The sequence below is a fragment of the Paenibacillus oralis genome (genome assembly GCF_003863965.1).
In the GTDB taxonomy this organism is placed as follows: domain Bacteria; phylum Bacillota; class Bacilli; order Paenibacillales; family Paenibacillaceae; genus Fontibacillus; species Fontibacillus oralis.
Map to the genome: position 1 here is coordinate 2203104 of NZ_RRCN01000001.1, position 14591 is coordinate 2217694.

At 48.8% G+C, this 14591-nt stretch carries 15 protein-coding genes; all 15 read left to right on the plus strand.

Annotated features, from left to right (window positions below; genetic code table 11):
* The first annotated feature begins 371 nt into the window (after positions 1-371).
* The 15 genes from EHV15_RS10375 to EHV15_RS10445 all read left to right on the plus strand — a co-directional run bounded on the left by EHV15_RS10375 (position 372) and on the right by EHV15_RS10445 (position 14540).
* Positions 372-974 carry a TerD family protein gene (locus tag EHV15_RS10375; RefSeq protein ID WP_128631127.1) on the plus strand — a complete coding sequence of 201 codons (603 nt, stop codon included), beginning with the start codon at positions 372-374 and terminating at the stop codon, positions 972-974.
* 27 nt (positions 975-1001) lie between these two features.
* Positions 1002-1577 (plus strand): TerD family protein, encoded by a 576-nt coding sequence (locus EHV15_RS10380; protein ID WP_128631128.1) that lies wholly within the window; start codon positions 1002-1004, stop codon positions 1575-1577.
* A 77-nt stretch (positions 1578-1654) separates the two neighbouring features.
* Positions 1655-2233, plus strand: coding sequence for a TerD family protein (locus EHV15_RS10385; protein ID WP_128631129.1), 579 nt, complete (start codon positions 1655-1657; stop codon positions 2231-2233).
* A gap of 21 nt (positions 2234-2254) precedes the next feature.
* Positions 2255-2836: a TerD family protein gene (locus EHV15_RS10390; protein ID WP_128631130.1), complete on the plus strand. Its 582-nt coding sequence runs from the start codon at positions 2255-2257 to the stop codon at positions 2834-2836.
* 40 nt (positions 2837-2876) lie between these two features.
* Positions 2877-4154 carry a TerD family protein gene (locus EHV15_RS10395; protein WP_128631131.1) on the plus strand — a complete coding sequence of 426 codons (1278 nt, stop codon included), beginning with the start codon at positions 2877-2879 and terminating at the stop codon, positions 4152-4154.
* A gap of 22 nt (positions 4155-4176) precedes the next feature.
* Entirely contained in the window at positions 4177-4980 is an 804-nt protein-coding gene (locus tag EHV15_RS10400; protein ID WP_128631132.1) for a TerC family protein, read from the plus strand.
* A gap of 127 nt (positions 4981-5107) precedes the next feature.
* Positions 5108-6319, plus strand: coding sequence for an HpcH/HpaI aldolase/citrate lyase family protein (locus EHV15_RS10405; RefSeq protein ID WP_128631133.1), 1212 nt, complete (start codon positions 5108-5110; stop codon positions 6317-6319).
* Between the two features lie 13 nt (positions 6320-6332).
* Positions 6333-7643 carry a phosphoribosyltransferase family protein gene (locus EHV15_RS10410; RefSeq protein WP_178075813.1) on the plus strand — a complete coding sequence of 437 codons (1311 nt, stop codon included), beginning with the start codon at positions 6333-6335 and terminating at the stop codon, positions 7641-7643.
* A 17-nt stretch (positions 7644-7660) separates the two neighbouring features.
* A complete protein-coding gene (locus EHV15_RS10415; RefSeq protein ID WP_128631135.1) occupies positions 7661-8794 on the plus strand; it encodes a cysteine protease StiP family protein in 1134 nt (377 codons plus the stop codon).
* A 2-nt stretch (positions 8795-8796) separates the two neighbouring features.
* Positions 8797-9618 (plus strand): HAD family hydrolase, encoded by an 822-nt coding sequence (locus EHV15_RS10420; protein ID WP_178075814.1) that lies wholly within the window; start codon positions 8797-8799, stop codon positions 9616-9618.
* Positions 9602-10618, plus strand: a complete 1017-nt coding sequence (locus EHV15_RS10425; protein WP_246061454.1) for an ATP-grasp domain-containing protein — start codon at positions 9602-9604, stop codon at positions 10616-10618. The genes EHV15_RS10420 and EHV15_RS10425 overlap by 17 nt, the downstream gene beginning before the upstream one ends.
* Positions 10619-10698: 80 nt before the next feature.
* On the plus strand, positions 10699-11406 hold the full coding sequence (locus EHV15_RS10430; protein ID WP_128631138.1) for a hypothetical protein: 708 nt from the start codon (positions 10699-10701) through the stop codon (positions 11404-11406).
* An 18-nt stretch (positions 11407-11424) separates the two neighbouring features.
* Complete coding sequence (locus EHV15_RS10435; RefSeq protein WP_128631139.1) at positions 11425-12525, plus strand: toxic anion resistance protein; 1101 nt, start codon at positions 11425-11427, stop codon at positions 12523-12525.
* A 422-nt stretch (positions 12526-12947) separates the two neighbouring features.
* The gene (locus EHV15_RS10440) at positions 12948-13403 is read left to right on the plus strand and encodes a hypothetical protein (protein ID WP_128631140.1); all 456 of its coding nucleotides are present in this window, start codon (positions 12948-12950) and stop codon (positions 13401-13403) included.
* A 102-nt stretch (positions 13404-13505) separates the two neighbouring features.
* Complete coding sequence (locus tag EHV15_RS10445; protein ID WP_246061456.1) at positions 13506-14540, plus strand: HD-GYP domain-containing protein; 1035 nt, start codon at positions 13506-13508, stop codon at positions 14538-14540.
* Positions 14541-14591: the final 51 nt, after the last annotated feature.

The window sequence follows — 14591 nt, forward strand, 5'->3', positions numbered from 1 at the left end:
TACGCTCAGGTGGGGCGGTCGCTTTACTACAGCTGCCGGATCTGTCCATGAAGTCGCCTCGAAAAACCGGGAAAAGCTTTCTCCTTTGATTCAATGTCAACTCTGGATCTTGATAGCCGCTTCGCCCAGTTACATCAACGATTATGACAAAGAACCACGCCAGCGGCGAGAATTTTCTTTCTCGGAGAAACACCGATTTTGGATAAAAATAGAATCGATATGCGATGGATGGAATCCGGATGGCATAATGCGACATAAAGCGACGAATTTACGTGGATTTAATCATTAATTTTGTGTCAAAACATAGGTTTCTCTGTTGAAAATAGTTTATAATCTTGTAATAAGGCACTATCTGGAAGGAGGTGAAAAGCGTGTCAATTTCTCTTGTTAAAGGCCAGAAAGTTGACTTGACCAAAAATAACGCCGGACTGTCCAAAATTATCGTGGGCTTAGGCTGGGATCCCGTGGAAACCGAATCGCGCGGATTTTTCGGGAGAAAGAAAAAAGGAACGGCCAATATCGACTGCGACGCTTCGGCGCTTCTGTTAAATGCCGACGGGAAATTGGAAAAGAATGAAAATATCGTATGTTTCTATAATTTGAAGAGCCCGTGCGGGTCCGTACAACATACGGGCGATAATTTAACGGGCGAAGGGGATGGCGATGATGAGCAAATCATCATTGATCTTGCCAAAGTCCCTTCCCATGTTGAAAGAATACTGATGGTAGTTAACATCTATCAATGCGAAGCCCGCGGCCAGGATTTTGGAATGATTAAATCGGCGTTCATCCGGGTAGTCAATCCGGTAAACAACCAAGAACTGATCCGGTTTAATTTAACGGACAGCTATGCGGGGATGACGGCGTTGCTTGTGGGCGAAATCTATCGTCATAATGGCGAATGGAAGTTTAACGCCCTGGGCGAGGGCGCGCATGCTGCACATATTAATGTTTTGGCAAGCCGTTACGTCTAATAAATATAACTAGGGAGTTGCTAATCTATGTCTATCAGTTTGGAAAAAGGCCAGAAAATCGACCTTACGAAAACGAACCCCGGTCTTACTAAAGTCATTGTGGGGCTTGGTTGGGATACAAACAAATATGACGGCGGCCAGGATTTTGACTTGGATGCTTCGGCTTTTTGCTTGAACGCCTCCGGCAAAGCCGCGAGCGAAAAGGACTTCATTTTCTACAATAACACGCAAAACAGCAATGGCTCTGTTGTACATACCGGTGATAACCGTACTGGTGAAGGGGAAGGGGACGACGAGCAGCTGAAGGTGGATCTTGCGGCCGTTCCTGCGGAGATCGATAAAATCTCTTTCTGTATTACGATTTATGACGCGGCGGCACGCAGTCAGAACTTCGGACAAGTTTCCAACGCCTTTGTGCGGATTGTTAACGAAGCCACCAACGAAGAACTGATCCGTTACGATCTTGGCGAGGATTTCTCCGTTGAAACGGCGATCGTCGTTGGCGAGCTATACCGCAATAACGGCGAATGGAAGTTTAATGCGGTAGGCAGCGGCTATAAGGACGGCTTGGGCGGACTTGTGCGCGATTTTGGCCTTTCCTGATACAGCCTGGCGTATTCTACCGGCCGTCTTATGACAGGCGGCCCTTTTTCTTACTCATAAACGAAGGGGCGAGCAAGGTGGCAGTTAATCTATCCAAAGGTCAAAAGGTTGACCTTACCAAATCGAATCCGGGTTTGACGAAAATCGTTGTCGGGCTTGGCTGGGATACGAACAAGTACGACGGTGGCAAAGAATTCGATCTGGACGCATCCGCTTTCTGCCTCAATGAAAACGGCAAGGTCAACGCGGATGTCGACTTTATGTTCTATAACAACCCCGCCAACAGCAACAATTCGATCGTCCTCTCGGGGGACAACAGAACGGGCGAGGGTGCGGGCGACGACGAAACCATTAAGATCGATCTGGCTAACGTACCTGCTAATGTTAACAAAATCGCCTTCTGCATTACGATCCACGAAGCTCTAGAAAGAAACCAGAACTTCGGCCAAGTGGCAAACTCTTATGTGCGTGTTGTGAATGAGGCTACCGGCGAGGAACTGATCCGTTACGATCTAGGGGAAGATTATTCCGTAGAAACGGCTGTGGTCGTAGGCGAACTCTATCGTCATGGAGCGGAATGGAAGTTCAGTGCCGTCGGCAGCGGATTTAAAGATGGTCTGGCCGGGCTTTGCAGAGATTTTGGAATCAGCATCTAACATATACAGGGAGGAATCGGGATGACCATCAGCCTGTCAAAAGGCCAGCGTATTGATTTGACGAAAACCAACCCAGGACTAAAAAAGGCACTCATAGGTTTAGGATGGGATATCAATAAATACAGCTCCGGACAAGACTATGACCTGGACGCCTCCGCGTTTCTTCTGCATGCGGACGGTAAGGCAAAAGGGGTCGAGGATTTTGTATTCTATAACAATCCCAAGACTCCAAACGGCTCTGTTGTACATACCGGAGATAACCGGACAGGAGAGGGCGACGGCGATGATGAACAAATTATCATCGATTTCTCCTTGATCCCTCCGCATATTCATCGTGTCGGTATTTCCGTAACCATCCATGATGCAGCGCTTCGAAATCAAAATTTCGGACATGTTTCCAATGCTTTCGTGCGGGTTGTAGATGCGGAGACCGATCGGGAGATCGCCCGGTATGATCTTGGTGAAGACTTCTCTTTGGAGACCGCGGTTGTGGTTTGCGAGCTGTACCGTCACGGAGAAGAGTGGAAGTTCCAGGCTATAGGTTCCGGCTTCAACGGGGGCCTGGCGGCTCTATGCAGAAACTACGGTTTGGACGCGCAATAATCGTTCCCTTTATCTTCATATATGAAAGGTTGGTACATTCGTGACGATCTCCTTGATTAAAGGCCAAAAGGCAGACCTGACGAAAAACAACCCAAATCTGAACAATGTCATCGTTGGAATGGGTTGGCTTAATGCTAACAGCTCTTTAGAGGTGGACTTTTCAGCCTTTTTATTGGCGCAGAACTCGAAAGTAACGAAAGATGAAGACTTGATTTTTTACGGTAATCCCACCGGCCCCAATCAATCGATAACCGTACTCTCAAATAACAAGCAAGTCTATTCCGGAGTAGCGGATCAAGCGCAGTTGGCCGTTTCGCTTAAGAACGTGCCGCCGCACTACGAGCGAATTGCTTTTGCATTAACCATCTACGACGGGGAAAAAAGAGGACAAAACTTCTCCCAGCTTGATGATACCTACATTCGTATCGTCGATCCGGCGAACGGACTTGAAATCATCCGCTTTAACATCGGAAAATCCTTCACCGTAGAAACGGCAATCATTGTGGGTGAATTGTACAAATACAACGGCGAGTGGAAATTTAACGCCTTAGGTTCCGGCTATTCGGGAGGGTTGGCCGCGCTGTGCGGCAGCTTCGGCATTGAGGTGAAAGATTCGCCCTCAAATCAACCGTCGCCTGCTCCAACACCAACGCCGGCGCCGGCACCAACACCAGCAACACCGCCTCCTGCTCCGACGCCCGCTCCATCTCCGGCGCAGCCGCCTTCCTTATCGAAAATTGAGCTGAAGAAACGCGGCGATGTGATCAACCTGGAGAAGAAATCCGGCGAGCTCGGCGAAATCCTGGTCAACTTGAACTGGAACCAAAGAAAGCAAAAAGGGTTCTTCGGGAGCAAAGGCGTCGATCTTGATTTAGGTTGTTTGTTTGAGTTGAAGGATGGAAGAAAAAGCGTAATTCAAGCGCTTGGCGAAAGTTTCGGCTCCCTCAACCGTTTGCCGTACATCGCTCTTGACGGGGACGATCGAACCGGCGATGTCGCAACCGGCGAAAACCTGAGAATAAACGGCCGGTATGTCTCCGAAATCGAAAAGGTGCTGGTGTTCGCGTTTATTTACGAAGGCGTAACCAACTGGTCGGAAGCCGACGGTGTCGTAACCATAAAGCAGCAGGGCGGGCCCGACATTGTCGTGCGTTTGGACGAGCATAACAACCGTAAAGGGATGTGCGCCATCGCCATGATCCGCAATGTGAACAACCAGACCTTCAGCGTTGAAAGAATTGTTGAATATTTTTCGGGTCACCTGGAACTCGACCGCGCTTTTAATTGGGGAATGCGATGGACTCAAGGCTCTAAATAAAATTTTGGGGGAATTTTAGGCAATGTCCGAATTTATCAGTAGTTTTGTAGAGAATTTTATGTCCTTTTTTGACTGGAACAACCTGGGTGCCCTATTGTCCGATCCGGTAACCTGGGGCATTATCGCTTCCCTGGTGCTCCTTGAGGGCCTGCTGTCCGCCGACAATGCGCTTGTTTTGGCAGTCCTTGTAAAGCACTTGCCCAAAGAGCAGCAAAGGAAGGCCTTGTTCTATGGGATTATCGGCGCCTATATCTTCCGCTTCCTGGCGATCGGTGTAGGTACGTTCCTCGTTAAAATTACATGGGTTAAAGTCTTGGGCGGTTTGTACCTCTTATGGATCGCCTGCAGCAATCTGTTCGATTTGGAAATCAAGTGGGTTCGCGCCGGTAAAGTACCGGTTATTCCTTACATCGGAAGGAAAAATGACGAAGAGGATGAAATTGAAGCCAAAGCCTACGGATTCTGGCGTACGGTTCTTACCGTAGAGTTAATGGACATTGCCTTCAGCGTAGACTCCGTCATTGCGGCGTTTGGCGTAAGCGATCAGGTCTGGGTGCTCTTCCTCGGCGGAATTCTGGGCGTGCTGATGATGCGGGGGGTAGCGCAAGTCTTCCTGAAGCTCATTGACCGTTTCCCTGAACTGGAACGGGCAGCTTTTATTCTCATCATTATCATCGGCGGCAAAATGCTGGCGGCCGTGTTCGGATTCCATATGAGCCACGTAATGTTCTTCGGGCTTTTGATCGCCGTATTGATTGGCACGATGATCATCAGTTCTATTCGCAAGAAATCGAAATCGGAAGAATCGAAACCTCAGTCCATGTAAACACACAAAAGATGAATCCCTTACCGAATTAGGGCCGTATAACACATATCCCTCCTTAATTACAGGGGGGGATTATTTTTTGCTCATTTCCTGATAATTGGATTTGCTGGTGAAGGAGGGGAATGGAATGCACTACTTCAGCTATTTAAAAAGCGAGCAGGACGCCGAGATCTTTTATCTGAACCCCCAGCCGTTTACGAATAAGTCAAGCAGAGAAACCCTTTCCCATGCTGTTGGGGCCGCGCTTTATATGCCCGCCATTCGGCCGAACATCGCGGATGAATTGGTTTCCGGAAAAATCCGCGGGCTGGTCACGGCGATTATCGACTTGGAAGACGCCATAGGCGACGTTCAGGTCGAGGCGGCTGAAAAAAATCTTTGTCTGCAATTGAAGCACATCTTCAACTTAAAGAAACAAGAGCAAATCACGGATGAGGATATTCCGTTAATTTTTATCCGGGTGCGTACTCCAAGGCAAATGAAGAGACTGATTGCGCTGCTGGAGGATTCCATCGAAGTGATATCGGGATTTGCGCTGCCCAAATTTTCTTTGGAGAATGGACAGCAATTCCTTGAATTGATCAAGGAGTATAACCAAACCAAACGTTCGCAAGCCCCTACGCTTTATGGGATGCCGATTTTGGAAACCGCCGATGTCATTTACCGGGAGTCGCGTTTAGATACACTGTTGGGGATTAGACGCCTGCTTGACGATCATAAAGACTATGTTTTGAATGTGCGGATTGGCGCGACGGATTTCTCAAGCCTGTTTGGCCTGCGAAGAAACCCGGATATGACGATTTACGATATTGGCGTCATCCGTGATTGTATAACCGATATCATCAACGTATTTGGACGAGCCGTGAACCAATATGTGATTTCCGGGCCGGTGTGGGAGTACTTTAAGAGCAATCGTGTGCTGAAGCCGCTGCTCAGGCAAACTCCTTTTGAGGAGGCGGCAGGCAAACAGGGACGGATCCTGCGCATGGATTATATCAACGGTTATGTCGACGGGCTGATCCGGGAAACGGAATTGGACAAAGAAAACGGAATCCTGGGCAAAACCATCATCCATCCTTCCCACATTCATCCGGTTCAGTCGATGTATGTGGTTACCCATGAAGAATACATGGATGCAACGTCTATTATCGCCAACAGCAACGGCATCACGGGTGTGCTTAAGAGCCAATACGAAAACAAGATGAATGAAGTTAAACCGCATTTAACCTGGGCAAAACGCATTATTTTACGATCTCAAATCTATGGGGTGTTACGTGAAAACCAAAGCTATACTTCACTGCTCGTCGGAACCAAAGGCATTGAACAGGCGCTTATATAAGATTTTAGGGGATTTGGAAGTCGAGATCGAAATCCTGGATAATCCGTTTCAGCTGCCGCTGGAAGCTCTTTTTCAGATGGCGGCGCGAATCAATAAGAAACGAAGTTTTCTGTTTGTCAGCAAAGTGCTGGGCAAACACATTCCGGTGGTGCCTGAAGTTTCACTGCTTAGCGGGGCGGCATTGGCTTATTTATACCAGAAGCACTGCGGTGGGGAGATTACCGGGGACATAGCGGAAATTGTGCGGGGGATCGTGAACCCGGAGGCAGCGGCGGCCATCTATAAGGGGGTCAAAGCGAATTTGCTGCCGATCCCGGAGCCCGCTTTGTTTATCGGGTTTGCGGAAACCGCGACCGCGCTGGGGCACAGCATGTATGCTATCTTTAGCGGCCCGGCCAAATACATTCATACGACCCGGGACGTCATGGTCGAGTCGGAGCCGACGCTTACTTTTGAAGAAGAACATTCGCATGCCACCGCCCATCGTTGTTATCCGTCCAATGTTGATTTTTTTCGCGGGGACGAGCCGGTGGTGCTTGTGGATGATGAAATAACGACAGGCAAAACCGCTCTCAACATCATCAGAGACCTTCATCAAAAACATCCAAGAAGCCGTTATGTCTTAGCCAGCTTATTGGATTGGAGGTCGGATGAGGATATCGCCCGCTTTAAGGAGACAGAAGCCGAGCTTAAGGTCACGATTGACTGCCTATCGCTTATCCGTGGCCAAATCAAAGTTAGAGGCGCTGCACCAGGTCTGGAACACCGCGGAGAAAACGTGATGTCCAAGCCTTCCAAGGAACCGCAAATCTATCATCATGAGGCAGGGCGATTTTTCAGTCATGTTCCGTTCTCGTCGATGAATTCTACGGGTGATGTAAATATCAAACCTTACTTGGCGTTTACAGGCCGATTTGGCTTGCAGGGTACGGACAATGAAAAACTGGACGAAATGATCGCCCAAACGGCGGCTTTATTGAAAAGCAAACGCGCAGGCGGCAAAACGCTGTGCCTGGGGACCGGAGAATTTATGTACATACCGATGCGGATTGCCGCGGAGATGGGGGAGGGCATTTATTATCAATCAAGCACAAGAAGTCCCATCCATCCGTTCGACAACGCCGCTTACGGTATTAAAAACGCGTATTCCTTTGATTACCCTGATGACGCGGAGATCGGTTATTTCTTCTATAACATTAACGAAGGTCAGTACGATGAAATTTTCGTCTTTGTCGAACGCTCGCATCAAGCTAGCCTAGAATCTTACGTCAATGCTTTGAAATTAACGGAGACACCAACGCTTCATTTTGTACATTTTAACTGAAAAGGGAGGCGTTAGACATGACTCTTCATCATAAATCCATGGCCTCACCCGTTCCGCTCGGAAGCTACAGCCAGGAAGACGTCATTTTCTTGCTGAAGGATCTTAGCGATATTGCGCTGGAGAAAGGAACCGAAGATCGGGAAAGCGCGATCCAATCGGGAACGCATTATTCGGAAATGCTGCCTGTGGAATATCAGCCTTCTTCCGAGTACGTCCGGCTATTCCACGATACGTTGGCCGCGACCGCGCGTAAAGTAGCATTGGCGGTTGCGGTAACGGCCGAACTGATCGTCAAGAAGCGAGGATTTGATACGGTTCTGGCTTCGCTGGCCAGGGCCGGAACCCCGATCGGGATTCTGATCAAGCGTTATATTAAAATGCGTTACCATCAAGAACTGCCTCATTACAGTATTTCGATCATCCGGGGCCGCGGTATAGATGAAAATGCCGTGCTTTACATGCTGCAAAATCACCCGGGGATGGACATCCAGTTCGTGGACGGGTGGACGGGAAAAGGGGCCATTCGCAAAGAACTCATTGCGGCTTGCGAGAGCTTTCGTTTGAAATACGGAATAGCTTTAAGCGATGATCTCGCCGTCTTGGCCGATCCGGGCTGCTGTTCCAGCACCTTCGGTACCCGCGAGGATTTTCTGATCCCCAGCGCCTGCTTGAACTCCACAGTGTCCGGGCTGATGAGCAGAACGGTGCTGAGACAAGATCTTATCGGGCCCGACGATTTCCATGGAGCCAAATTTTATAAAGAATGGCTGCCTAACGATTTATCCAACTTTTTTGTCGATCAGATCTCTTCCCGCTTTGATGAAGTGTCGGAAGAAGCACGTGGCCAAGCGGCGGCTATGTTGTCGGACAATGCCGGCCCTTTGGAGACCTGGAAAGGGATGAGCGACATCCGGAGAATCCAGCTTGACTTCGGCATTGACGACGTTAACCTGGTCAAACCGGGGGTGGGGGAAACCACGCGTGTGCTGCTGCGCAGAATCCCTTGGAAAATCCTTGTGGACCGGTTGGATAATCCAAGTCTGCAGCATATTCTTTTGCTCGCCAAGGAGCGGGGCGTTCCGGTAGAAACTTACGATGATCTCACGTATTCCTGCTGCGGCATTATTAAACCTCTGAGGGCAGGTGAATAAGCGTGATTTTTGCAAGCGATCTGGATCGGACCCTGATCTACTCCCAAAGGGCTATGGGATTGCCGCCTGACATGGCGCAGCATCTCCCGGTTGAACTGTACAATGGCGAGTACATCTCGTTTATGTCGAAGAAGTCATTGTTATTATTGCAGGAAGTACAACAATTAGCGGCGTTTGTGCCGGTTACCACGCGTACTGTTGAACAATACAGGCGGATATTCCATATCTCAGCGAATATTAAGCCTAAATACGCAATTACGAGCAATGGGGGAAATATCCTGATGGATGGCGAACCCGATCCCGTTTGGGCTAAGAAGATTCGGCAGCTCCAGGATCACTATTTGAACCATGATGACCTGCTGCGGCGTTTTCGAGAGATCGCTTCCCCGGATTGGGTCCTGCGGGAGTATTTGGCGGACAACCTGTTCTATACCGTCATTATCGATCGGGAGAAAATCCCCTTGGAATTGGTCCGGTCGTTCGGCAGAGAGATTGCATCTTTGGGCTGGAGCCTCTCCATCCAAGGCAGGAAGCTGTATTTGATCCCTGCGGAAATCAATAAAGGCAGCGCCATGTTATATATTAAAGACATGTTATCCTCGGCGTTTGCGGCGGCTTCCGGAGACTCCCTGCTGGATGAAAGTCTGCTAAAGGCCGCGGATTACGCGTTGGCTCCCGCGCACGGGGAGCTTTATGCCGCCTATGCAGGGTCGGGGGCCTACAACTTTACCCAAGAATCGGGCATAGCGGCTTCGGAGGAAATCCTGCGTTCGGTTCTTGAAGTATTTCGAAAGAAGGAATCTACCCGTGAATATATGGTTTAATCGGACATTCTCCACCGCAAGCCATTATGTTGAAATGATTCGTCACAATCCGGACAACAAACCGTTTAAAATATTCGCTACGCATCCCTCCCGTCACTCCATCATGCTTCAGGCGGCTGATTATGCCGAACTGGAGCCGGCCTTGCCTGCCCATGAGTATGCGGCTTACTGTTTGGATTTCTGCGCCAGACATAAAATCGACATTTTCATTCCGCATTATCGGCTTGCCGAAGTTGCCAAACATCGGGATGAGTTTGATAGAATAGGAACGAAGGTTATGCTGGCCGGTGCTGCCGATATGTTATCCATCGTGGATGACAAGGGACGGCTGTTCGAGTTTCTAAGCGGTGTGCCGGATCTTCACCTTCCCGATTATTACGTTGTAAGAAACCTGGAAGAATTTGAAAAGGCATACAAGCTGCTTACCGGCAAAGGCCGCAGGGGTTGCCTTAAACCCGTCTCCGGGGAAGGGGGCGCCGGGTTTAGAATCATCACGGACGAGCCCAACACGATTCAAAGTTTATATGAGTGGGCCGGGGCGACCATGCATATTGAAGAAGTGGTCAGGCTGCTGGGAAGTGAACCCAGCTTTCCGCCTCTGATGGTCATGGAGTATTTGGAGGGCAGTGAATACAGCGTGGATTGTCTGGGATCTGCGGAAGGGATCATTGCTGCGGTTCCCCGAAAGAAGGTAGAGGGACGGGTTCGGTTGCTGGAACACAACGAAGCGTTGATACGTTTGGCTCACGAGATTCACCGCGTTTTGCCGCTTCAGTACAATTTCAACATTCAATTTATCTATCAAGGGGATACGCCCAAGCTATTGGAAATTAACCCGCGCACTTCAGGAGGGTTATATACGACTTGCCTATCGGGGGTAAATTTCCCTTATCTGGCCGTTAAATTGCTATTGGGAGAAGCTTTTGAGATACCTTCCCCTGAATTTGGCATTTATGCTACTTATTTTGAGAAGGAGTACGTTATCAAGCGGCCGTTCTAAGGTTCTCCAAGAATTGACAGGATATGAGTCCAGGACTTAAGATACAGATATTATGAGGTAGGGAAAGGAGGAACCGGTTCATGACTCGTTATAAACTTGCGGGCGGAATTTCGCTGCTTGGATTCATTGCATCTCTGTTTACAGCCCCGTTTTTACCGGAGATTGTGAATTTGCTGATCCCCACACTGTTCTCTCTCGCCGCGATCGCTTTGTTAAGCCGGTTATCCGGGGCAAAGCCGCAAGGGCCGGAAGCCCAAATCAACGAGCGGGTGAATCATGCCGGAACATCCGGCGCGCCAACTCAGGCTCAGAACCTGAATCAGAATCACGATCAGGATCAAGCTCAAGATCAGGCTCGTCCTGCTGCGGAGAATGCTCCGGAGATCGAAAAAGATCCTTTCTGGGGACCTGTTATGGAGTACATTCAAGTTACTGAAGAGATGGTGATTTCCGAGGGGCAAAAGAACAACCTCGACGATGAAATTGTCGAAAAAACGCTCAGTTTGCTGGCCAGAGTCAATCGGCTGATTCCGCAGCTCAAGACGCTGCATGACGGGAATATCAATCACAATATTCAAAGACTTATTTTCAAAGATTTAAATGGAGCGATCAATCCATTCTTAAACTTAAGCGGGGAGGCCAAACGCCAGAACCGAAGACTCCTGCTTACCGGGATAAAGGATATCAACACCAAGCTATCATCCTATGTGGAGACGATTGAGCATAGAGACCTTATCGAACTGCAAACCCGTGTGGATCTGATTCAGCAGCGGTACCGGTCTAACTAAAAGAGGAGGGGCATTTTTATGTCTACTGTACAAATGGTTCAATTAAAAGAGACGGATCTTGCGAAAGTGGAACAGGAAGCGAACCAGCTGATCCAAAAGGTGGCCACCACCGATTCGATGGAGCTGGAAACGCTCATGGACAGCATCGGCCGTATGGGGCAAAAAACGATGGAGCAGGCCAGCCAATCCCTGGGCATGCTGCAGAGGCCCATCAATGAGCTGATGTCCGGCCAACGCTCCGAAGTTTCCAACAACATTCTCAAGCTAAGATCGGAAATCGATTCGCTCAGCAAGAGCAAACAGCTTGGCTTTTTTGAAAAATTGCTTAAGAAAACGCCGCTGAAAAATTACATATATAAATATCAATCGGTGAAGACCAATGTGGATGCCATCGTCCAGACCTTGCGAAACGGCAAAGAGACGCTGGAAGAGAACATCGTTTACATGAAAAATCTGAAACGCTCGTCGCTGGAGTCGGTGTACAACTTGCAAGTTCGCATCGCGATGGGCCATAAACTGAAAGAACTGTTCGAGCAGGAAATCGCCAAACCGGAAAACGAAAACCGCAAAACCCACCTGGAGCGCGGGCTGCGGAAAGTGGTCACGCGGATTCAATCGTTTGAAGAGATGGTCATGCTCTATCAGCAGGCGATCGCCGGTACGGACATTATTAATGATAATAATGACAAGCTGATTGATTCCGTTGAAGCAACGATCGACAAGACGCAGCATCTCCTTTCCGTATCCGCCATGATTACGATGGCGCTGCAAGACCAGTTGGATACCATTGAGGCCGTGAATTCCGCGAACTCCACGCTGCAGACGATGTTTGAGGAGAATTCCCGCATGCTGAAGGAAACCACGCAGAAAACCAATGATCTGCTCGGGAAGCCTGGCCTGCAGATGGAATCGATCGACCGGGCCATGACGGATCTCTTTACCGCCATCGATTTGTACGAGCAATCCAACCGTACCATTATTCAGACGGCTACCGAGCAAACGAAACACTTAAGCGAAATCAACAGCAAGCTGCATAACCGCCTTGGATTAATGCCCGGAAATAACGCAGCCGGCGAGTTGAAAACCAATGACCCGCTGAACACCAGCTTATTGGATTAATATAATAATGTTTATAAGGGATGTGTCCTTTTCGGGCATGTCCCTTTTTTTCCCTCTCTCATGGAATTTTTCATGTCATATCAGAACGAAGAAGTTCATATGATTGAAGAAAAAATAGAGGGGCTAAAAGATGATAGGAGCATGGATTTGCGGCATCCTCATTGTGGTTATGATCGTTTCGGCCAGCTTTAATAAAGCCGATGATATCCATAAGATGAACAAGTAACGGCTTAGGAATAGATGACTGCACCTGCCGGGTTTTGGTATGATAGCAATATCAGTGCATTCTGGGTGTAGGGGTGTGTTTTTACGTGGAGGATTTTAGCTTTTCTCAACTATCTCCAACGACTTATACTATTAGATATGTGTACGGAGGAGAGCCGTTTAATTTTAACCTGTTCCGAAAAGAAGGGGTTTGGGTTTTGCATCCTTTTGAAGGAATCCTGATCGCGAACCGGGAGATGTGTTACCTGGTGATGAGCGAGCTGTTCAAGCATAAGCCGTTTCAGGTGATGCTCGCCAAGCAGCAAATTCCGTTCTCGGATGTTCGAAGCTCCATCGATCTTCAGAATATAAATGAACCTATATCGATCATTAATGATAGGGATGCCGCACCGGATTATCATAGAGATGAGATTACGGCCTTCGTGGAGGAAAATACGGTTGAAGACGTGATTGACATCGAATGCAATCATCTTCGCGATCGCATCGATTTCTACGGCACGATCCTGGAAAGGATGTTTATGAGCGGGATTGGGCCGGGGGATCAGGAATTTGATGCGATTAAAAATATTGTGAATACCTATAAAAATGCGGAGTCGCAGATTTCAGATTTGCGGGGTCCAGAGTTTAACAACAAGGACAGAAGACGGTGGTGAGAAGAAGCCAGCTTGGTAGCTGGCTTTTTGCTTGTCGAGAAATCGTAAAGATTCATATGGCAAAATAAAAAGATTAGGGATGTGGAAAAGGAGGGAGACCGCTTGGGAGATTACAATGAAAAGTCGCTGCATTTTATCGGGCGAAAAGTCAATAAAGATATATTTAGCGAAGCCGGCGCGTTGTTGCTGTCCGAATCGATGGTCATTACGCAGGAGCATCTCACGATGCTGGAAAACCGGGGCATTATTCTGACGGATGATGATCTGGCCGCGGAGATTTTCGCTCTGGAAGACCTGTCTTCTCCTCAGGCGAAGATCGTCGATGACGCGGTGCAGTATGTTAACGAAATATTTAATGAAGTGCGGGAAACGAAAAAAGTGCCTCTGGCGGAAATCCGAAAGAACGTCATCCCCGCGATTCACGAGGTGACGCAAGCTACCCAACTGATCCGTTTATTTGCCGCTTTGCAAGCGAAGGATGATTATACGTATCGCCATAATATCGCGGTCGGGGCGATGTCCAATCTGCTCGGCGGGTGGATGGGACTCGACCATCGGGATCTGCTGCAATTAACCGCCGCGGCATTTCTGCATGACATTGGCAAAACGCTGATTCCCGACGAGATTTTAAACAAACCGGGGGCTTTGACGGCGGAAGAGTTCGCCATTATGAAAAATCACACGGTGTTCGGTTATGAAATCCTGAAGGACACGGTTGGCGTCAATCACAGGCAAGCTTTGGTAGCGCTGCAGCACCATGAACGCATGGACGGCAGCGGGTATCCGCTGGGCATCACCGGTGAAAAAATCGACCTCTTCAGCCGGATTGTGGCGGTGGTGGATATTTTTCACGCCATGACTTCCAAGCGAGTGTACCGCGATCCGGCGCCTTTTAATGAAGTGCTGGGCCAAATGGAAAAGGACGCCTTCGGCCCGCTCGATCCCGGGATAACGAAGTTGTTCGTGGAGAAAATGATGCACTCGCTCATCGGCAACCCCGTGGTGCTGACGGACGACCGCAATGGCGTCGTTGTCATGGTGAATCCTCACGACCTGACCCATCCTCTGATCCGGACGGAAGACGGCTACGTCGATTTGAGCAAAGATTTATCGGTACATATTAAGCGGATTTTTTAGGGGATTGTACCCTCCACACAAAAAATGTACGCATTTACAATTGCGGTGAAA